The organism is Nonomuraea sp. NPDC002799 (assembly GCF_053592075.1).
Genome location: NZ_JBSFVA010000024.1, coordinates 13,765 through 34,368 on the forward strand (window position 1 = coordinate 13,765; position 20,604 = coordinate 34,368).

The following is a 20,604-nucleotide window of genomic DNA, read 5'->3' on the forward strand; positions in this document are numbered from 1 at the left end:
TCCTTTCTTCACGATTCAGTTCGCTGAACCGGCGCGGTCAAACGATTCGGGAACGGGGTCGTGCGTGCTGACGTACTGGCCCCGATCGACTTTGGGTGCGATTCGGAACAAGGTGATGGCGGAGATCAGGCTGATCGCGCACACCGCCGATATGTAAACGGTGACGAGAGTGGTCGACTGGTTCGCGGAAAAGAGCATGCTCGCGATGAGCGGAGCTGTTCCGCCGATCAGCGAGCCCAGTCCGAGAATGATTCCCATGCCGGAGTAGCGCATCGCCGTGGGAAAGATGTCAGCCATGATGCTGCCCTGCAGAGCATGCGAGATGGGGGTGGTGAGTGCCATCACCGCAAAGGCGGAGGCCACCGCGAGTGTTGTGCCCATGTTGAATATGGGGAAATAGACGACCGCCCCGACCAGCAGCAGCACCGACCCCAGAAGGAATATCTTGCGACGTCCGTAGGTGTCGGCGGCGCGTGACCAGAAGGGGATCGAGGCCAGCCACACCAGGCTGCCGCAGGTGATGCCGAGCAGGAGGAGTTCCCCGTCCAGCCCGAGGCTCTTGCCGTAGGAGAGCGAGAACACGGTGAAGACGTACGAACAACTCGAAGCGGCCGTGACCATCAGCACGATGGCGATGATCCGCGCCCAGTGCTCCTTGAGCGCCGCCCAGACCGGCATGCGGATGATCTCGCCGTTCTCCCGCGCGGCGCTGTAGGAAGGAGATTCCGTGAGGCGCAGCCGTATCACCAGTCCGACGGCGACCAGGACGGCGCTCATCAAGAACGGCACTCGCCAGGCCCAGTCGGCGAATGCGTCCGCCGAGGACAGCGAGGTCGTCAAGTAGTAGGCCAGGTTCGCCAGCACCAGTCCGGCCGGCACGCCCATCTGCGGGAAACCGCCGAACAGGTTGCTGCGCCCGCCCGGCGCGTGCTCGACCGACATGAGGACGGCGCCACTCGTCTCGCCGCCCAGAGCGGCGCCCTGCAGCAGACGCAGCGCCACCAGCAGGACCGGTGCCCAGATGCCGATCTCGGCGTAGGTGGGCAGAACTCCGATGAGGGCCGAGCTCATTCCCATGACCATCAGGGAAACGACCAGAATGGTCTTTCGTCCGATCCGGTCACCGAAATGACCGAAGACGATTCCGCCGATCGGCCTGGCCAGGAATCCGACAGCGAACGTCGCGAACGCGGCGAGCGTTCCAGCGGCCGGGCTGAGCAGGGTGAAGAACTGCTTGTTGAACACCAAAGCAGCTGCCGTCCCGTACAAGTAAAAGTCGTACCATTCGAGAGTCGTGCCGATGAGACTGGCGATCGCGACTCTCTGCGGTTTCGCGTGCGTCCCGGCCCGAGCCTGTACGCTGACGGATTCTGACATTGTCGTGGCCTTCCCTTAAGCGATCTCGCGACTGACTGCCGCCCCCGTTTTTCAGCCGGATCGGATATTGGTGACAGTGTGCGAGCATGCGCTATGCGGGTCAAATAGCATTTTCCGGCCGAGGTATATCAGGATCTGCATAACGGGAGACGTGTCGACGCGGTCGGCGCAGTGAGGGCGAGCGACGGTGGATCTTGTCGCGGCCTCGGCACAGGAGATCGTCCCGCACCGGACATCACCGGAGCGATCACGTTGACGTGCCTGCTCACGGCGCTGGAGCGGCGACCTTGAGCAGGTAATCGGGATAGTGAACGTCCAGATTTTAGCCTAGCGGAGGGCAGCAGCGTAAGGGGCCTGCTACGTGGCGTGGATGACGGGTATGACGACCTGGAGCGACGCAACGGCCCCGGGCAGTGGCGTGCGGGTCAGGGCAGCTCCACCGGCAGGCCGCGCGGGTTGATCTTCGCCACGATCAGTGCAGGAAGGCTGGACGTCTTGACGGTGGCGAGAGCCTGGTCGAGCTCTGCCACGGTGTCGACGGAATGCGTGGACTGGACGCCGAGGCCGTTGGCGAACTTGACGAAGTCCCACTGGTTGAGCACGACATAGGGCTTCGGCTGCACGCTGGGATTGCTGAAATAGGCCGAGTCGACGATGTACTGCTCCAGGCCGTAGATGCCGTTGTCGATGACCACGACGACCGGGTTCCGGCCGTAGCGCACGAACGTGGACAGTGCCTGGGCGGTCATGTGGAAGCCGCCGTCGCCGCAGATGACCAGGGGGCGCCGGCTCGACCCGAAAGACGCGCCGACCGCGGCGGCCACGGAATGGCCGATCGAGGCCCACACGGCGCTGCACAGGAAGGCGTCGCGGCCCTTGACCGGCAGGTTCACCGCTGAGGCGCCCCCGAGGAAGGTGTCGGGGATGACGAGCCATGAGGTGTCCAGCGCGGCACCGATCCGGTTGAACACCTGACTGTAGGTCAGCGGGCCCGCGGCGGCAGGCACGGCCGGGTCGACGGCCACAGGTATGCGTTCGGGTGCCTCGTTGGCCGCCTCGGCGACGAGCGCGGTCACCAGGGCGCCGATCTCCGCGTCCTGCTTGGCCCCGTTCTTGATCTTCACCTTGCCGTCGTATGCGGTGACCATGCGGTTGGTGCCGGTGCGGACGAGCGTGGCGTAGCCGTTGGGGAAGACGCAGCCGAGCATCACGAGCAGGTCCGCCTCCGCGACAGCGGCGGGCTGGGTGTTCGGCGGGGCGAAGACCCCGACCCAGCCGTCTCCCTGCTCGGCCAGCACCGATTTGGCGAGCACCTGGGTCGACCAGCGGATCCCGAGCTTGGCGATCAGGTCGGCCACCTTGTCGGCCAGCCCGTAGCGCTGGATCTCCGTGCCCACGAGGAGCAGCGGCTTCGCGGCGGCGCGGACGAGCCCGACGATCGTCGTGGCGAGTTGCTGCTCGGTGCCCGCCGCCGGGTTGGTGACGGACAACGCCCCCGTGGGAGCCGTACAGGTCGCCGTCCAGATGTCCCGGTCGAACTCGAGGTAGACCGGCCGCTTTCTCCTGACCGCCGTCGAGATCGCGTCGTCGACCAGCGCGGGGACGTCGGCGGCCCGTTCTGCGCGGGCCGCGCTCGCGGTGACCAGCCGGTACGCGCTCAGGTCCCCGTCTGGCTGGCCGGTCGAATGCGAGAACAGGACGTCGAACTTCTTCAGGTTGTCGAGGTTGACGGCGTTCGGGCCGCCGTTGACGACGACGACAGGGCTGCGCTCGACGTACGCGCCGGCGATGGCGTTGATCATGCTGAGCGTGCCGACGCCGTTGGCCACCGCGACAGCGCCGAGGCCCTTCGTACGCGCGTAACCGTCGGCCGCGTATCCCGCTTCGAGGTCGCCGGCGGTCACGACCGTCTTGATGTTGTGCGTGCTCACCGCGTCGAACAGCGGTGCGCAGAAGGCCGCGGGCACGCCGAACAAGGTGTCGACCTGTTGCTGGCTCAGCCGCTTGAGGATGTAGTCGGCAACGGTGAAGGGCACGATGACGCTCCTGGGCATGCCCGCCGTACGGCAGATCAGTCGGGAAAGGCGGCCGCCGGGATGCCTACCCGGGGTCAGGGCCGGCGAATGCGCGGGATCCAAGGCTTGACCCTCCCCAGGGCGGGTGTTGTCGCAAGGCGGAAAGTTTCGCCCGCTGTGCGGGGTATGCGTACGGATGGCCAAGCGCCTGGCCGCACAGGAGCAGTCCCACATCGGAGAACTGGAATGTTGCTAGACGAGCGGGTAACGAGCACACTCCCTAATCTGCCGACCCCGGATTTCGCCTTCGATCCCCACCGGCCGGGGGCATGCGTCGCGGGTCTGCGGCCTTACCGCAGGGGGTCCTATCGGCTGGAGGAGCAGGAGGCGGGCGACAGGTTCATCGTCCACAACTATGGTCATGGCGGCGGCGGCATATCACTGAGCTGGGGCTGCGCCGCCAAGGTGCGGGACATGATCCTCAAACGCCAGGTCGACACCCAGATCGTCGAAAGGGAGATCGCGGTGATCGGCGCCGGCGTCATGGGGATGACCGCCGCCACGCTGCTGATGGACCTCGGCCTCAACGTCACGATCTATTCCGATCGCAAGCCGGTCGAGACCACGTCGTACAAGGCCGGCGGCCAATGGGCCGCGTCGATCCTGGAGTATTCCAAGGAATTCCGCAAGGTGCAGGAGTTCCAGTACATCCTCAGGACCGCCTACACGATGTTCAAGGCCAGCATCGGCAAAGGCTTCGGCGTCTCCGAGGTCGACAACTACAGCCTCAATGCCACCTCGGGTCTCGACGTGGTGCATGACCTCGTGCCAGGGCTGCTGCCGCAGCGCGAATATCTGCGGCGTATGCCGTTCGAAGGGCACAACATCTCCGGATACAGGTACCGGACGTTGCTGATCGAGCCGCCGATCTTCATCCCCAGACTGGAACGGGACCTGAGGGCGCGCGGCGTCGCGTTCATCAACCGGCGATTCAGCAACATCGCGGACGTCCTCACGCTGACACAGAAAATCATCATCAATTGCACCGGGCTCGGCGCGAAGGCGTTGTGGAACGACACCGAGATGATCTCATACCGGGGACAACTCGCGATCTTGCGGCCGCAGATCAACCTTGAATACCTGTACAGCCAGAACGGGTACCTGTTCCCGCGCAACGACTGCGTCGTCGTCGGGGGCACCATCGAGCCTACCGACAACGAGATGTTCGATCCCGACAAGTGCACAACACTCGTGCGGCACCTGGCCGGGGCGTTCGGCCAGCTACCGCCGGTGCCGATGCCGGACTTCCACGTCCACCACCCGCGCAACGAGCGCCTGGTCGATCCGAGGTTGTCGATCGACACCTGACCAGGCAGGCGCGCAGTCGCGGTGCCAGGACGGGCGCAGGGCGGTGTTCAAGGAGAACACCGCCCTGCGCGGCTAGTCCGATCCCCCTGCCGGGGCAGCCGCGCTCGCGGCGCGTAGAAGCGCTGCCAGCTGTGCCTGCTCCGCTTCGGTCAGTTCCTGGTCGCTCTTGTTCAGCGACTCAGCCGTCCGGAAATCCGCTTGAAAACCCACGGGCACACCTCCATCCCTCAGCCGAGAAACACTAGATTCCCACTGGCGGCCATGGCGAACTTATTGAATGGTACGCATTTCCGCTGACCCACCCGACCGCCAAGAGGCGGCAAAGTTTGCTTGCTCGCACCTGAAGCGGCATTCATCTACGCGCCATCATAATATGCGGGAAAAGTGCCTGGTGCGCCCGCCATTGCGGTTGCTACCATCCGAATATGGACGTCATGCGCAAGTCCGAGACTTCCGCGGCTGCCGGGCCGACGGGCCCTCAACCTGTTCAGCGCCCTTTGCGGCAGATCAGGGAGACGGCATTTCCGGTGATCATCTCCATATTGGTCATGGCGATGATGCTGGGCGTCTATGACTGGATCAAGAGCGGCGATCTCCGCGCCGCCCGAGCATTCGTGGGAATTCCGGCACTCTTTCTTTCCGTGATAGCGATCGCACTCATGGCACGACGCCGCAAGGAGAAGGCCCAGCGCAGAGAGGCAGCGCTCCGCGAGCTGCACTTGGCCGAGATCGCGCTACGAGGATCGGACCGCCTGGAACTCGTCAAACTGTGGACGACCACTCAGTCACGGCTGAACTATTACCACGAGCTCGCCACCGACCACGCGCAGCAGAGTTTTCGCAACGCTCAGATCGCGGCCAGCACAGGATTCATCCTGCTGCTGGCCTTCGCCATCATGGCGGTGCAAGCCGAGGAGCTGGAGGCCACCATCGTCAGCGGCGTGCTGGGCGCCATCGCAGCGGCGCTGGCCGGCTACATCGGCCGCACCTTCATCCGTTCCCAGGAGAGCGCGGCCACCCACCTGCATGCGTATTTCGATCAGCCGGTCAAATTCTCTCGTTATCTCGCCGCGGAACGACTCATCGCCGAGATGATGGCACTCCAGCCTGAACAGCGTGCCGCGATCAGCGGCGAGCTCCTGCGCACGATCATCGCGCCCGACGTGATGTCTTCGGGCACGTCGTCTTCAGGCGGCATGCCACCACCTTCCGCCACGCCACCCATGCCAACAAATGGGCATAATCAGCATCGGCGCATGCATCTGCCTTTTCTGAACCGGATGTGAGTGCTCCCGGCCGAGCGCGTCAGCCCGGCACCTGTGCCCAGGTGAACTCCGGGCGGACCCCGCGTTTGATGAGCTTCTTGCCGACCGTCTTCAGCTCGAACATCGCCGGCACGTTCGGCTCCGCCCCCGACGTCCAGCAGGACTCCAAGTCGGTCAGCAGCCGGGTCAGAACGCTCCGGAACTTCTGCGAAAGGTCCGGCTCCGCTGTCGAGGGCTGGAAGTCGAACACCTCGGGCAAGGTGATGGGCGCGCCGGTGAAGCTCCACTCGTCACCGGTCTTGATCAGCCGCTTTCCTACGTACAGCTCCTTGAACAGGTAGTAGTGCGCGTGGCTCGTTTGCTCACCGGTGGGCGAGTCGGGCGAATCGGGAACACCCTCCCCCTCGCTCTTGATCCGGTCGATCGTTTCGATCGCGTCGGCGACGGTCCGGATCGGCGACGCGAAGGGCACGTCCACCGCGTAGGCGTCCGGGTCGATCTCAGGGCTGGTCTCCCGGAACGTCTCGATGATCGTGTCGTAGAAGGCGCCGATCGTCGGTGGCGGCGGCGTCTCCAACCGGGCGACGGGCGGGAAATCCGGGAGCTCGATCTGCATGAACACCGCGATCTGCTCCTTGACCAGTGGTTTCAGGTCGACCGGCAACGGCTGGGGGATGCCGCCGGGGAGCTCACCCGCCGGGTAGACGGGAAGGAAGCCCGGGTAGGTCACCGACGGCGTGCCGCCGATCGCCGCCAGCAGGTTGCCCGCCAGCGCGAAGTGGTTCATCTCCTGGCTGACCACCTGGTGCAACACGTCCTCGGTCTGGTCGGGATCATGCTTGACCGACCACTCTGCGCACAGGTAGGGCGGAATCGTGGCGAACTCAAGCTGTATCGCGAGCTGCAACGCGCCCTTGAGATCGTCCAGCGAGAGGATGCGCGCCTCAACGTACTCCCTGAGCGCCTTCACCTGGGGAGTGCCCGTCATTACCGGCCTCATGTCACAACCCGAGCTTCCTGAGTTCGTGGTGAATGATTGCTTCCGTCGTGTCAGACATGCCACCGATCACGGGACGCGTACCAGGCCCACTCCCCGGTCGGCGATGTCCACTCCGGAGGCCAGCGCGCTGACGACGGCGCCGGCGAGCAGGCGGGCCATGACGGTGGACGAAGTCGTCGGCAGCGGCGACTTCATCACCTCCTCCCACCACAGCGCCGTCACGCCCGCGACATGCGGCGCCGCCATGCTCGTACCGCTCAGCGCGAGCAGACCGCCCCCAGCCTGCGCGGACACCACGCCGACCCCCGGGGCGCTGATCTGCGGGAAGGTGTTGGAGAAGGGAGCGATGACCAGGCCGTTGCCGGTGGACGACTGGGCCAGCGCGCCGACCGCGATGACGCCCTCGGCGGCCGCGGGCAGCGACACCGCGACCTCGTTGTCGGGGCCGCTCTGACGCTCGCTCTCGTTCCCCGCGGCGGCCACCACGATCGTGCCGGCGCCGATGGCCGCGCGGGCGGCGACCATCTGCATCAGCGCGTCGAAGAGCCGCAGGTTGGCCCGGTACGCCTCCAGCGCGAGCGAGGTGGCGAAGATCGGCTTGCGTCCGCTGTCGACCATCCCCTGCACCATGCCGGGAAAGTCGAACCCCAGGGACATCGAGATCACCTGGGCGCCCTGCTGCAGCGCCCACTGCATGCCCCTCAGCAGCCCTTCGGTGTCGCCACTCCCGTCATCGGCGAGGACCTTGCCGATCAGGGCCCGGGTGATGCCGGGCGCGACGCCGATGCGCGTGCCGTCGACCGCCCTGCCGAAGATGGTGCCGGCGCAGTGGGTGCCGTGGCCCTGCTTGTCGCCCATGCCCGAGCCGCTGAAGTCCTCCTGCATGAGGGTCACGCCGGTGAAGGCGGGGTGGGTGGCGTCGATGCCGGTGTCCAGGACGGCCACGATGACGTCCGCGCCCGTGCGCGGCGAGACGTCGGCACCTACCGCCTTGACGCCCCACGTGGTCGTGCCGGCCGCCGCCGCGGCCTCCGCCCGGCCGTCCGTGCCGTTCTCCATCGGCCGGATGAGCACGGTCGGCATGACCGGCGCCACCGCACGCACCTCGGGGTCCCTGGCCACGTCGCGCAGTTCGCGTTTGCCGAGTTCGACGACCTCCACGTGCGGTTCACCGCCGGCGGGGACCAAGGACGGCGCGAGCCTTCCGGACCGCGTCGATTCGAACGGACTGGCCGTGCGCACGCCGCTCATGTCGCGCAGCACGCTGTATCTCTCGCCCACTGGCCTTCCCCTCCCCCGATTCCCGCCGTCCCTTGGGGACGCTTGTCACACGGGTCACTGCCCGCGCGTTCCTCGGCTCGTGCCCAAGCGACGATGGAGAAACGGCCAAGGAACGCTCTGCCGCGCTCACCTTTCGATCGACGGCCCCTGGACGGTGTGCGCAGTCGCGGCCAGTCGCCCCCGGCGGCCGGGGACGACGAGGTTGCCCTCGGTGACCAGCATGAACCGCTCCAGCGGCGGCACGATCACGTGCACGGCGGTGACCCCGCCGGCGAGCACGCGTACCGTGCGGCAGTAGGCCGTCAAGCCCCGTGACCGCAAGCTCGCGGCCACGATGCGCAACTGGCCGCCGGGAGTCCCGGCCGCCTCGGCCGCCTGGGGGAAGGGCACCACGCGCGCCCGTCGCAGGACGCCGGTGAGATCGAACCGCCAGCACGCGTGCAGCGCGGGATGCGCCGCCAACGCGGCCGGGTCACCGTGCGCCGGGGCCGCGGGAGACGACAGGCGCTCGCCCAGCGTGGTCTGCACGAGCTCGGTCAGTCCGCGCCAGGCGGCGTAGGCCGGGCTCAGCGAGGTCCCGGTGCCGCGCCGGTGCCGCTGGCGGGCGGTGGGGGCCGTGTACGCCAGCATGGTCGGCACCCCGAGGTCACTGGTGATGTCCAGCAGGTGCACCGGCGATCCGGTCAGCTCTTCCGCCGTGGCGTGCGCCCGCGCGAGGTCAGGAGGAAGCGTGTCCGGGTCGATCAGCGCGGGCCGCAGCGGCTCTCCGGCGCCCCCTTCGGCCAGGAAGGCCCGCACCAGGAGCAGCGACAGGGCGTCCCGCTCGATGGCCTCGTTGAGCGCGTGCAACAGCGCCTCGGCCGAGGTGACGCCGACGGCCGAGCCGCTGTTGCTGCTGTAGCGCATCAGGTGGGCGTAGTCGCAGTCGTCTCCTGCCAGCTCGCGCAGCCCCGCGGCGCCGGTCTCGACGTACCAGGGGGCGGACAGGAACATCGGCATCAGCCTCTCGCCGCTTCCGGAGAGTGCGCGATAGCGCAGGCAGGCCATCCGCCGGCCGGGCATCCGGGACAGCAGCAACCCGCAGGCGTCCTCGCCCAGTGGCCCGGCGGCGATCACGGCCGGCGCGGCCGGCCGCACGGCCGAGAGGTCGAACCCGGCAGGGCCGGTCAGGTAGTGCTCGATGGCCTCGAACAGCGCCCCCAGACGGGCCTCCTCCTGCCACCCCTTTCCCATCCCGCACGTGATGAGGGGGGAGGCGTCCTGTGCGTCGCCGTACAACCCGCACCACCAGGCGGTGGGATCACGGCCGGCGCCCGCGTCCGCGAAGCGCGCCCGCAGGCCCAGTGCGGCCAGTGCCGCCGCCGCGCGCCTCGCGGCCTCCGCCGGCGGCACCGCCCGCTCCGCCACGCCGAACGCCCGGCCCGCCCTGGTACTGCTCGTCATCGCACGACATTTTCCATCGGACTCCTCCTTCGCCTGGCTCAACAATCGTAAACCCCGGCCCAGAAATATCGGAAAAACCCGGAATACGGTGGAAGTACTTTCATTCACGTAATATCGCTTCAGCGGCATTGTGCACGCAGATTCCTCCAACAAGTCAAATCGCGGTCAACTCAATCCGCCGCCTCTGGACATCCCTTCTCCGATACATGCATATTTAGTGTGAGATTGTGCGGAACTCCTGAAGCGGCAGATTCTATGGATATATCTGCAGAAGTCCGGGAAAACAAGGTCGAACACACCAAGGCGGCCGTTGTCCGTTACGGCTGGAGCGCCCCCGAGCGCGACGAGGCCCTGCGGAGGCGCGAGCAGGGAGAAGCCTTCCCCGACACTCCGGAGATGCTGGCCACCCGCACCGCCCGTCTCATCCAGCGCAACGGCGTCCCGGCCGAGGCGGCGCTGGAAGCCACCCGGCCCGACGTCCTGGACCCGCCCAGGATGTACGAGCGCATTCTCGGGGTGGCCAAGGACCTGCAGGCATGGAGCTTCCTGCCCCGGGGCGCGCGCGCCGCGCGTACCGTCGCCCGGATCTCCATCTGCGAGAACGGCCGCGAGCTGCCGATCGGCACCGGCTTCCTGGTCTCGCCGAGACTGCTGCTGACCAATCACCACGTGTTCCCCGACGCCACGGCGGCGCGCTCGGCCATCGTGGAGTTCGACGCGCAGGTGACCGTGGACAACACCCCCGACGTGGCCAGGCGGTTCGCCCTCGACCCCGACGCCTTCTTCGTCGCCGACCACGATCTGGACTTCGCCCTGGTCCTCGTGAGCTCCGGCGCCGACGGCCACCCCGTGGGCGAGGCGTTCGGCTGGAACAGGCTCAGCGTCCAGACGGGCAAGCTGGTCATCGGAGAGCCGGTGAACATCATCGGGCACCCCAGCGGCCGGCTCAAGGAGATCTCCATCCGCGAGAACCGGCTGGAGGCCCGGCTGGACGACTTCCTCCAGTACCAGACCGACACCGAGCCCGGCAGTTCCGGCTCTCCCGTGTTCAACGACCAGTGGGAGGTGACGGCCCTGCACCACAGCGGCGTTCCCAGAACGGACGCGCAGGGCCGGACCCTGCGGCGCGACGGGCAGATCTGGCGCGAGGGAGACGGGGACGACGCCGTGGACTGGCTCTCCAACGAAGGCGTGCGCATCAGCGTGATCCTCAAGCACCTCGCCGCGCTGCCGCTCGACGAGGCCGGTGTGGCGCTCCTGACCGAAATGGGGCGAGAGTCCGGGCTCCAGGACCGCCACCCGGCCGGGCTTCAGCACGGGACCCAGGACGGCGCCGTCCCGCGAACGGCCACCACCGGCTTGGTGCCACCCCCGGCCCTCCCGTCCGACGGGTTTCCCGTCGAAGCAGGCGCACGGACGGGGTCCACCCCCGCACCCGGCGCCGGACTGGCGGCCCGGCCGACCGCGTTCGGCGGGTCCTGGCACCTGGCCTTCCTTCATGGCCGCGGCCAGCAGGGGCTCGATCCCGAGCGACTGCGCCGCTACTGGACCGCCGGGCTGAACGGCGGCCTGACCCGGGCCGGGCTGGACACCATCAAACCGGACGACGTCTGGTTCCCCTTCTACGCGCCGCGGCTCATCCAGGCCATGGGACAACTGGAGACCCTTCCCCGCTTCGCCCGGGAGGCGCTCGGCGACCCCGTCGAGGCCGCCGCGCCGGGACCGGCCGGCACACGACGGCTGTACGAGCAGATGATCGCCGAGGCGGCGGCACGGGCGGGCCTGCCCGCCGGGGCGGAAGGGCTGGGCGATGCGGTGCACCGGGCGTTGAGCTGGCTGGCCGACACCACCGGCCTGGACCGGCTGCTCATCGCCACGATCTTCGGTGATGTGGCCGCGTATCTGGACGACCAGAAGGTACGGGAGGCAGTGCTGGACAGCGTGCTCCAGACGATGCCGCGAACAGGCCGGTTGGTGCTGGTCAGCCACAGCCTGGGCACGGTCGTCGCCATGGACGTGCTCACCCGGCTCGACCCGGCGGTCCACGTCGAACTGCTCGTCACGGCCGGCAGCCCGCTCGGCCTCGACAGCGTCCAGCAGCGCCTGCTGACCGGCGGGCCGCACCGTCCCGGCCGGGTGGCCCACTGGTTCAACGCCTGGTGCCCCACCGACTCGGTCGCCATCGGCTGCCCGCTGAACGACCACTGGCGGGGGGAGCTGACCGAGACGGCCGTCTCCAACCCGGCGGGCCGGGCCCACGACATCGAGGAGTATCTCGCTCATCCCGAGGTCGCCCAGGTGATCGGCAGCGCGCTCACCTCGCCGGCCCCGGCGATGAGCCCGGACGGCGCGGCACCGTCGGCAGCGGGCGGGACGCGCGGTCTCACGAGCGGAGGGACGGAGCCATGACGACACTCAAGGTCGCGACGGTCAACGGCGAGTGGATGAACGACTGGTTCACCGCCGACGCCGAGACGGCGGCGTTCAAACCGACGTTCGTACGTGACGGCGAGGAAGGGGTCACCGCCGAGGCCGCCGGCCGCCTGTCCGGTCTGATCGAGGCCATCGACGCGGACGTGGTCGCGCTGGTGGAGGCGCCGAGCCGGGCGGCGGAGCTGGCGTTGTTCATCGACCAGTACCTGAACGTCCACGGCACCCCCATCTACGACTTCGTCCTGGGCGACTCCGGCGGCAGCCAGAAGCTGGCCCTGCTGTTCAAACCCGGCCAGGTCACGGCGGGGCTCACCTCCTCGGAGGACGTGGCGCCGCTCATCGATCCGTGGCTGGCCGACGTGGACGGTGACGGGACGCTCAACGAGTACGCCTTCACCAGGACTCCGCTGTGCTGCACGGTGGAGGTCGACGGTGAGCGGATGACCGTGGTGGTCGCGCATCTGAAGTCGAACTTCGTCAACCAGGGCCGCGAGATGTGGCAGGACCCCGCCCAGCGTCCGGACTTCGTGAAGGCGGCGTTGCGCAACCGCCGGCGGATCGCCACCGAGGCGATGCGCATCCGCAGAGCCATGGAACGGCGCATGGAGAACGATCCCACCTCGGCGATCATCGTGCTCGGCGATCTCAACGACGGTCCCGGCCAGGACTTCTTCGAGGAGTTCTACCTCGCGCACAACGTCACCGACATCCTGGTCGGCTCGCCGTACGAGCCGGAGATGTTGTTCGGGCACGCCCAGGCCGACGTCGCCGAGGACCAGCGTTTCAGCGCCGTGTTCGACGACTTCGTCACCGAGGAGCCGGAACGGCAGGTGCTGCTGGACCACATCCTGCTCTCGCCGGCCGTGATGAACGGCGGCTCGCCCGTGACCAAGGTGCCGGGGTCGGGTCGCGTCGAACACGACGCCTGGACGGCGTGGATCACGGGCGACGGATCCGCTCGCGACCAGCGCGCGACCGACCACCGCCCGGCCAGCGTGGCCCTCACCTGCTAACGGAGGCGGGCTTCGAGGGTCTCGACCAGGCCGGCGATCACGCCCTCGGGTGAGGGGCTGTAGTGCGGGACGGCCCATCGGGTGATCCTGGCGTCGATCACCGTGGGACGGCCCGAACGCAGAGCGGCGCGGAACGCGGCCTCGAACTCCTCGATCGTCTCCACGCGATGGCCCTCCGCGCCGCACGCCCGCGCGTAGGCCGCGAAGTCCGGGTTCTCGAAGTCGACGAGCCCGCTCTCCAGGTAGGTCGAGAGCTGGTAGAGCTTGATCAGCTTGAACTGCCCGTCGTTGAAGATGACCCAGATGACGGGGATGTCGTGCTCGACGGCCGTCATCAGTTCGAACCCGGACAGGGAGTAGCACCCGTCGCCGCAGCCGACGACGACCGTCCGGTCCGGCTGGCCGACCTTCACCCCGATCGCGCCGTTGACGTGCCCGGCCATCGGCCCGAACGAGCCGGCCTTGCGGAAGTTCTGGCCCTCCTCCACGTCGACGTAGTAGCCGAGCCACGCCAGATGGGCCCCGGCGTCGGCGAGCAGGATCGCGCGTTCCGGCAACATCCGGCCGATCGCCTGCGCGAGCTCGCCCGGGTGGATCTTCCCGGTCAGGTGGGTGATGTGCCTGGTCTCGTAGTCCCTGCCCTCGACCTCGGCGGCCGGCACCTCGCCCACCTTCCGCTCCAGCGCGCCGGCGATGGCGGCCACCGCCGGGCGCGCGTCGGACAGCAGCGCATGGTCGGGCTTGTACGCCTTGCGGAACTCGCCCTCCGAGATGTTCACGTAGATGAGCAGCTTGCCGTCGAACAGGTCCTGGCGGTAGTTGAACGTGGCGTGCTGGTTGAGTGAGTTCCCGACGCACAACACGACGTCGGCCTCGCGGAAGGCCTTCCACGCGCTGGCGTGGCCGCTGTCGGCGAAGACGCCCAGCGACAGCGGGTGACGTTCCGAGACGATGCCCTTGCCGTCGAGCGTGGTCAGGAGCGGGATCTGGAAGCGTTCGATCAACCGCTTGATCTCCGGGCCCGCGCCGCTCCTGACGGCGCCGAACCCGGCGAGCACGACGATGCGCCGGCCGCTGCCGATGGCCTCGGCCAGCACCGACGCGATCTCCGCCACGCGTGCCCGGTCGGGCAGGATCGGCGCGACGTCGAGGCGGACGGGCCGTACGTTCTCCACCTCGACGCCGCGCTCGGTCAGGTCCAGGGGGACGTGGATGTGCACCGGGCCCGGCCGCCCCTCGAAGGCGAGGTTGACCGCCTCCTCCAGCGTGTCGCACGTGTCCGCGGCGTCCTCCAGCAGGAAGGACTTCTTGGTCGTGGCCGCGAACATGGCCTGGGAGTCGGGCGTGCCGTTGACGCCCGAGGTCTCGTTCAGCGAGCCCCATCCGCGCCACTTCCTGGGCGCGTATCCCGAGACGGCGAGGACCGGGTAGGAGTCGGACATCGCCATGGCCAGGCCGGAGAACAGGTTGAACGCCCCCGGCCCCGCGGTGGCGAAGCAGAAGCCGAGCTCGCCGGTGTACATGGCGTACCCGCACGCCATGAACGAGGCGGCCTGCTCGTGGCGGGTGATGATCGGCCGGATCCGCGATGAGTGCTTCAGCGCCAGCATCAGGCCGGCCGCGTTCTCCCCCGCGCCCCCGAAGGCGGCGCGCACTCCGACGTCTTCCAGCCCTCGGACGATGGCCTCGTACACCCTCATGCGCTGCCTGCCTTCATCGAACGCCTCGATCGTGTCCACGCGATGGCCGCCGGCGCGCGTACGCGGCGAAGTGCTCCGGCCGGGGCGCACCGGCGCCACGTCCACCCGGACGCGGCGCGGCTACGCGTGCCACCGCGCGGCATGCCGCTCGTGCGCGGCGGTCGTCCCGTTGGCGAAGAACTTCGCGTAGTACTCCGGCTCGACGTGGTGTGCCTGCAACCAGATGCCCGGCACGTGGATGGCGTCGGTGTGCGCGGGGAACCGGCCGTGCGTGTCGTGAAGGTACGTGCAGATGTCCCGGACACAGTCGATCACCGGTTGGTCGTACTCGCGGGCCTCGGCCAGATAACGACGCCCGTAGTCGCCCTTGTAGATGCGGGCGAAGGTCTTCTCGTCACCGTAGATGCCCTCCGGCCCGAACTTCGCCCGCACGACGCCGTCGACGGCGTCCGCCATGGACCGGTGGTAGGGCGGGCAGGCCGCCTTGATGAGGTGCTCCCCGCCGGCCCGGAGGCCGACCGGATGGGAGCGCAGCGCCGCGTACTTCGGCAGCGGCACGTGCCAGCGCAGGACGTCGGCCGGGCGGAAGCGCGGCGTGACGAAGTCGAAGCCCAGCATCCGGCCGTACGTCCGGGAGAACTTCGGGTCGCCGAGCATGATCTGCGGGTGGATCGTGGCGTGGATCCAGGCGCCGAGTCCCATGGCGTCCGCGGTCAGCATCAGGTTCTGCAGCAGCAGGTCGGCCTCGACCTGGGTGCGCATCGGCCCCAGGGCCCCGAGCGGCAGTTTGAGCTCCCGGTTCAGGAAACCGTTCCTGATCCATTTCCGCACGCCCGCCGGCCGGTAGAAGTTGCGGTCGTCGACCAGTGCCGGCCTGGCTCCCTCCGGCTGGGTGAGCAGGTACATCAGCGCGTTGATGTACTGGTGGGACAGGTCCACCACGGGCAGGAAGAGCGTGGTGCCGGGCAGGTTCGACAGGAAGCGGTTGGAGTCCAGGTAGGCCGGGAAATCCCGCATGCCCTCGCCGACGTCGAGCCGGTGGTCGAGCACCTTCACCTTCGCCTGACGGGCCCGCTCGATCAACGTGTCGGCGTCGAAAGGCAGTCCCGGGGCGGGCGGCAGCTTCCTCAGGTAGTAGGTGCCGGTGTCGTTGATCATGAAGAAGTGGGTGCCCTGGGCGTTGTCGGGGCTGCCCGCCGTACGGCCGGCCATGGTGAGATTCGGCTTGGCCATGATGGGGTCGCTGTTGCGCGGGTCCTCGAACGGCCGGTCCGGCATGGTGAGGCCGGAACAGCCGGTGAGCGCGATGAGCACCCCCTCCTCCAGCTCTGTCAGCGGCATCGGCGGGTGCGGCGAGTGGTAGCTCATCGAACCCGCCGGGACGGACGCGCCCCGGCTGACCCGATGTGTGCGCCTCTTCCAGATGGTCTCAAGCAGGGGCTGGGACAGGAGCTCTTGCAGCCCTTCCTGCCTGGTCGTGGGCTTCACGTCCATGGTCGCTCTCGCTTTCGCTCGTTCCCGCCGCCGTCAGGCGTGCCCGCTCCCGTCGGGCCCTTCTGGCAGGGCCGGGCGCCAGGGCGCGAAGGCGCTCGCCGTTCTCGGCAGGTGGGCCGCCAACTCGGGGCAGTGCCGCTGGATGACGGTCTTCATGCCGTTGCGTTCGACCCAGTCCAGTCCCAGCGGGGTGTAGATCTCGGGCCGGTAGTCGACGGTGAGGAAGCGGTCGCTCTGCAGGCGGCGGCTGGCCATGAGGATGAAGATGCGGAAGGCCGTGTCGCTGAAGCCGAAACGCTCGGGCGGATTCTCCGCGAAGAGCCCGACCATCGTGTCGATGTCGTCGACCGTACGGTAGACGTCCTTGAGCCTGGCCAGCGTGTCCAGGTCGGCGGTGAGGTCCTCGAAGCGCCGCAGACGCGGCTTGTGCAGCCCGGCGCGGAAGTCGTTGTAGCGCGGGACGCCACGGCGGCGCGTACGGACGAGGTCGACCACGGACAGGTCGACGATCTCCCCGTCCCGCTCGAACGCCTGCAGCGCGCGCGGGAAGTTGCGCAGCGTGATCGCCCCTGGGTGGGCGATGCCCAGCGAGTAGAGCGAGTTCGCCAGGCCCACCCTGCGCATGACGGTCTCCGTGGCGGCGCCCTGCACGTCGTTGAAGCCCAGGGCGGCGAGCACGTGCCCGGAGGCGTGGTCGGCCATCTCGTAGTCGTCGGGGATCAGGGGGTGCATCCGGTAGACGGTGACGAAGTCCTCGGTGAGCGAGTAGGGCGCGCTGTGATGGTCCGGCAGGGTCTCGGGGATGCCGGTGAGCGCGTGCTCGTCGGCCAGCCAGAGCCCGAGGTGGGTGAGCCAGTTCTTCGGCGGCCCGGACCAGTTGGCTTTCAGTCCGATGTCGATCAGCTCGGTGGCCAGGATCGCGGGTGTCCACTCCACGGTGTGGATCTTGGCGATCAGGGCCGAGATCACGAGCCGCGCCGTGTGGTAGACGGCGTCCTCGTCCATGTCCGGGTACTCGCCGCGCAGCGCCTCGCACACCGCGTTGTGCTCACGGGCGAAAAGGGTGTGCATGACGCTGAGCCCGAGCCACCAGCTCTCCCGGAACCCGGTGATCGGGATGCCGCCGGGTCCCGGCATCAGGTGCCCGCCCTCCAGGCGCAGCGCCGCGCCGCCGTCCGGCTCGCGCAGTGACTTCGCGACGTCCTCGTCGCCGCCGTAGACCTCCGAGCCGTCCCACCAGTGGGAGGCGGCGTTGGCGAAGAGTGTCGGCGGGCCCGCGCTGCCGGGGGTGCGCATGCCCTCGTTCTCGGCGAACCGCATCACCGGCTCGGGCGCGCCGCCCGGGGTGTTGACCCAGGTCATGCCGGGCGGCAGCGGCACCTCGACGTTCCTCGTCCCGGCCGGGTAGCGCTTGTGATCCACCCAGTCGTGCACCTGGAACTGGATCCACGCGGCGGCGAGGATGTTCAGCGAGCGGGCCGGGATGAACGTGTCGCGGTGGAGCAGCTCCCTGCTGACGGTCAGCGCATTGGGGGTGTCGAACAGGTCGGGGCGGTAGACGGGCCGGAGATTGCGGCCGAAGGGCGAACCGAGCGCGCCCATCATCGGCGCGGACAGGTCGTTGTAGGTGCCGTCGTACGTGCGGCGCGTCCGCAGGTGCTCGTCGATGGGCGGCGGCACCGGGTGCGCCTTCGGCGGGCTCTGGCGGATCTCGGTGTCGATGAGATTGTCGCGGCGCAGCACCTGGCGGATGCTCTCGACGTTGAGCAGCCCGAGATAGGTCGGCAGCTTGTGCCAGGGGACGAACCGGTTGAGCACGCCGAAGCCGCGCTGCAGCGCCTTGCCCACGACGAGGTTCCGCCTCGGCGTCGGCGTGATGAAGCGGTGGCCGCGGCGGTGGGCGCTGCCGGCCTCGTAGGCGTACTTGCGGGCCCGGTTGAGATTGCCCAGGGGACGGAACTCGTCGGTGGTGTTCCACGGGTCGAAGGCCAACTCGTCGATCCGGAGCGCGACGGCGCGCGCGGCGGCGCCGTCGAGGTCCTGGCGCGGGATCGTCAACGTGGCCACCGGGATCGCGGGCGTGTCCGAGTCCGGCCAGTCGGTCGCGCCGTTCTCGATGGGGGTGCTCCTTGAGTCCACGTAGCGTTGCAGGCACAACTCGAAGACGACGTCCCCCCGGGCCAGCCGGGCGGCCAGTTCCCGGCTCAGATAGTCGGGGTCGCTCGGTGAGGCGGGAGGCGCGGGAGGCGCGCCCGCGGCCGGGCGGAGCCGGAAACGAACGGGGCCGGCCGGTCCCCACAGGATCGCGCCGCGGCTCCAGTACGTCTCGAGCGCGAGGCTGCGTACCTCACGCCTGGTCGCCGCGATGACGTTCCGCCGCATGCGCGTGGCCGCGGACCAGCCGATCGCCAGCGGCAGCTTGACGAACAACCCGATGGCCTTGCGCAGAGCCGAGTCCGCACCCGCCATGGCCAGCGCGAACGCGACGAACTCGCGGGCGTCGCGGGCGTGGGAGATCGGATGGTTCGTCATCAGCAGGTCGTGGCCCTCATCCGGCCCCACCTGGACCCGCAGCGCCACCCCGCGCAGATCAGGGGTGGAGTCCGGCCGGCGGGCGCCGCCGGCGTTGGACAACCGCACGATGACCGGGTACTCGGCGCCGGGCTGAACGAAGCCGGTCCGCAGGTCTTCGGGCAGGTCCGGGCGGAACCTCAGCCGGGCGTTCTCGACGCCGAGGATCGCCTTGGCGTGAAAGGCCCGCTCGATGCCGGGGGCGCCGCTGCGCCGCTGGATCTTCAGCTGGACCCGCATGAGATCGCGGGCCAGCCGTTCGAAGATCGTGCGCTCCACCTCGGGAGTGCCTCCGACGTAGCGCTCGTACTGCCCGGTCTGCCCGGACTGCCCGGTCTGCCCGGTCTGCCCGGTCTGCTCGGTCTGCTCGGTCTGCTCGGTCTGCTCGGTCTCGGCTGATTCGCGCACCGTCGGAGCCTCGCCGACAAGATGCTCCCGCTGTCTGGCCATGTGGATTTCCTCCCGACACGCGCCCGCATCGGTCATAGGAGCGGTTCGCGAGACACAATGCGATGTGCGCCGGGAGTTCAGGCGCATCGGCAGAAGGCGCGCGCCCGGTGGACAGGCAGATCGGACCCGGCTCTTCCATCATCCACATGGCGACGTCCGCGCTTGACCAAGCAGGCCGCATGCGGGCCACACGATATCGTCAACGATTGATGACCGAACGAAACATTTCTCCTTTGAGTGGACGGAGGAAGGAGCACGCGTTTAGCGGTCACCTGCCACTTGACCTGCATGGATGGAACCTTCGGCAGGCTCCCGTGCTGGATGAGCTCCTCCGAGAGCCCATCCGCGAGGAGACCGGCCAATGAGAGCCGAGGCACGGCAGTGGCCGGCGTCGGCCGGCCACGGTCAGGCTTCCTCGTGTGCGAGGGTCCGTGGGGAGGTCAGCCGGGTGGACAGAGCCCAGCGGCCGGGGCCGAAGACGGCGATGAGCAGGAAGCCCCAGCAGAACAGGGCGGCCTTCTCGCCGCCGTTCTCAATCGGGAACAGCCCTTGGGCCTGGTGAACGACGAAGTAGGCGTAGGCCATGGTGCCCGAGCAGATGACGGCGGCGGCGCGGGTGGCCACTCCGAGGACGACGAGGATGCCGGCGACCAGCTGGATGACCGCGGCCCACCATCCGGGCCATTGCCCGAAACTCGGCGCCGGGCCCTGGGGGCCGCCCAGTACGTTGAAAAGGGTCGCCACGCCGTGACAGGCGAACAATAGTCCCATCACGAGACGGTAGAAGGCCAGGAACAGCCCCTGCTGTTTGAGCAACGCATCCACGGCGACGTCCTTTCTGGCGAGGCGGGTCTTGGATTGTTGTTCGGCGTGGCGCACGGGCCGTCCTTCGCGGAGCAGGTCGTGCTTGGCACGCCCACGTGGTCTGGCTGGGGATGTTTTGCGTTGAAGAGTCATGGTGGCTCTATTTCCCTAAATAGGGGCCAAAGACATGGGAGCGCTCCCATGAGCATCAAGAGTTCGGCATCTCTGTGTCAACCACGAACCATCCGCGAGAATCGGCCCATAACCACTTTGCACGCGCCCACATGGCTGGATACCTGTTCCCTAAACTTTCTTGACCATGAAATTTTCACCCGGTGGATGTGATTGACGAGGGTGAGCGGCCAGGGCTTGGTAACGGCGCGCTGACCG

13 protein-coding genes are annotated in these 20,604 nt (G+C 68.2%); 4 read left to right on the top strand and 9 right to left on the bottom strand.

Annotation, left to right across the window (positions count from 1 at the left end):
* Positions 1-15: 15 nt before the first annotated feature.
* Positions 16-1,377, bottom strand: coding sequence for an MFS transporter (locus tag ACWD0F_RS34180; RefSeq protein ID WP_449883097.1), 1,362 nt, complete (start codon positions 1,375-1,377; stop codon positions 16-18).
* A 425-nt stretch (positions 1,378-1,802) separates the two neighbouring features.
* Positions 1,803-3,413, bottom strand: a complete 1,611-nt coding sequence (locus ACWD0F_RS34185) for a thiamine pyrophosphate-binding protein (protein ID WP_449883100.1) — start codon at positions 3,411-3,413, stop codon at positions 1,803-1,805.
* Positions 3,414-3,638: 225 nt separating this feature from the next.
* Here ACWD0F_RS34185 and ACWD0F_RS34190 point away from each other — a divergent pair, with 225 nt between their 5' ends.
* Complete coding sequence (locus tag ACWD0F_RS34190; protein WP_449883103.1) at positions 3,639-4,760, top strand: FAD-dependent oxidoreductase; 1,122 nt, start codon at positions 3,639-3,641, stop codon at positions 4,758-4,760.
* A gap of 425 nt (positions 4,761-5,185) precedes the next feature.
* On the top strand, positions 5,186-6,046 hold the full coding sequence (locus ACWD0F_RS34195) for a TRADD-N-associated membrane domain-containing protein (RefSeq protein WP_449883105.1): 861 nt from the start codon (positions 5,186-5,188) through the stop codon (positions 6,044-6,046).
* A 19-nt stretch (positions 6,047-6,065) separates the two neighbouring features.
* Here ACWD0F_RS34195 and ACWD0F_RS34200 read toward each other — a convergent pair whose 3' ends face one another.
* The 3 genes from ACWD0F_RS34200 to ACWD0F_RS34210 all read right to left on the bottom strand — a co-directional run bounded on the left by ACWD0F_RS34200 (position 6,066) and on the right by ACWD0F_RS34210 (position 9,749).
* Complete coding sequence (locus ACWD0F_RS34200) at positions 6,066-7,013, bottom strand: ferritin-like domain-containing protein (RefSeq protein ID WP_449883108.1); 948 nt, start codon at positions 7,011-7,013, stop codon at positions 6,066-6,068.
* A gap of 78 nt (positions 7,014-7,091) precedes the next feature.
* A complete protein-coding gene (locus ACWD0F_RS34205; protein ID WP_449883110.1) occupies positions 7,092-8,306 on the bottom strand; it encodes a S8 family peptidase in 1,215 nt (404 codons plus the stop codon).
* A 126-nt stretch (positions 8,307-8,432) separates the two neighbouring features.
* On the bottom strand, positions 8,433-9,749 hold the full coding sequence (locus ACWD0F_RS34210; RefSeq protein ID WP_449883113.1) for a YcaO-like family protein: 1,317 nt from the start codon (positions 9,747-9,749) through the stop codon (positions 8,433-8,435).
* Positions 9,750-10,004: 255 nt separating this feature from the next.
* Here ACWD0F_RS34210 and ACWD0F_RS34215 point away from each other — a divergent pair, with 255 nt between their 5' ends.
* Positions 10,005-12,158 carry a trypsin-like serine peptidase gene (locus ACWD0F_RS34215; RefSeq protein ID WP_449883115.1) on the top strand — a complete coding sequence of 718 codons (2,154 nt, stop codon included), beginning with the start codon at positions 10,005-10,007 and terminating at the stop codon, positions 12,156-12,158.
* A complete protein-coding gene (locus ACWD0F_RS34220; protein WP_449883118.1) occupies positions 12,155-13,195 on the top strand; it encodes an endonuclease/exonuclease/phosphatase family protein in 1,041 nt (346 codons plus the stop codon). Before ACWD0F_RS34215 ends, ACWD0F_RS34220 begins: the two co-directional genes overlap by 4 nt.
* On the opposite strand, the gene ACWD0F_RS34225 is transcribed toward ACWD0F_RS34220, so the two are convergent.
* The 4 genes from ACWD0F_RS34225 to ACWD0F_RS34240 form a co-directional block, all read right to left on the bottom strand.
* The gene (locus ACWD0F_RS34225; RefSeq protein WP_449883120.1) at positions 13,192-14,895 is read right to left on the bottom strand and encodes a thiamine pyrophosphate-binding protein; all 1,704 of its coding nucleotides are present in this window, start codon (positions 14,893-14,895) and stop codon (positions 13,192-13,194) included. The genes ACWD0F_RS34220 and ACWD0F_RS34225 overlap by 4 nt on opposite strands.
* Positions 14,896-15,015: 120 nt before the next feature.
* Positions 15,016-16,389, bottom strand: coding sequence for a hypothetical protein (locus ACWD0F_RS34230; protein WP_449883123.1), 1,374 nt, complete (start codon positions 16,387-16,389; stop codon positions 15,016-15,018).
* Between the two features lie 33 nt (positions 16,390-16,422).
* Positions 16,423-19,410 (bottom strand): peroxidase family protein, encoded by a 2,988-nt coding sequence (locus ACWD0F_RS34235; protein ID WP_449883126.1) that lies wholly within the window; start codon positions 19,408-19,410, stop codon positions 16,423-16,425.
* A gap of 405 nt (positions 19,411-19,815) precedes the next feature.
* On the bottom strand, positions 19,816-20,289 hold the full coding sequence (locus ACWD0F_RS34240) for a DoxX family protein (protein ID WP_449883129.1): 474 nt from the start codon (positions 20,287-20,289) through the stop codon (positions 19,816-19,818).
* Positions 20,290-20,604 lie beyond the last annotated feature (315 nt).

Coding starts and splice junctions, on each gene's coding strand:
- ACWD0F_RS34200 (WP_449883108.1), bottom strand. CDS start 7,013: ATGACGGGCACTCCCCAGGTGAAGGCGCTCAGGGAGTACGTTGAGGCG.
- ACWD0F_RS34210 (WP_449883113.1), bottom strand. CDS start 9,749: ATGACGAGCAGTACCAGGGCGGGCCGGGCGTTCGGCGTGGCGGAGCGG.
- ACWD0F_RS34235 (WP_449883126.1), bottom strand. CDS start 19,410: ATGGCCAGACAGCGGGAGCATCTTGTCGGCGAGGCTCCGACGGTGCGC.
- ACWD0F_RS34225 (WP_449883120.1), bottom strand. CDS start 14,895: ATGAGGGTGTACGAGGCCATCGTCCGAGGGCTGGAAGACGTCGGAGTG.
- ACWD0F_RS34215 (WP_449883115.1), top strand. CDS start 10,005: ATGGATATATCTGCAGAAGTCCGGGAAAACAAGGTCGAACACACCAAG.
- ACWD0F_RS34190 (WP_449883103.1), top strand. CDS start 3,639: ATGTTGCTAGACGAGCGGGTAACGAGCACACTCCCTAATCTGCCGACC.
- ACWD0F_RS34230 (WP_449883123.1), bottom strand. CDS start 16,389: ATGGACGTGAAGCCCACGACCAGGCAGGAAGGGCTGCAAGAGCTCCTG.
- ACWD0F_RS34220 (WP_449883118.1), top strand. CDS start 12,155: ATGACGACACTCAAGGTCGCGACGGTCAACGGCGAGTGGATGAACGAC.
- ACWD0F_RS34180 (WP_449883097.1), bottom strand. CDS start 1,377: ATGTCAGAATCCGTCAGCGTACAGGCTCGGGCCGGGACGCACGCGAAA.
- ACWD0F_RS34195 (WP_449883105.1), top strand. CDS start 5,186: ATGGACGTCATGCGCAAGTCCGAGACTTCCGCGGCTGCCGGGCCGACG.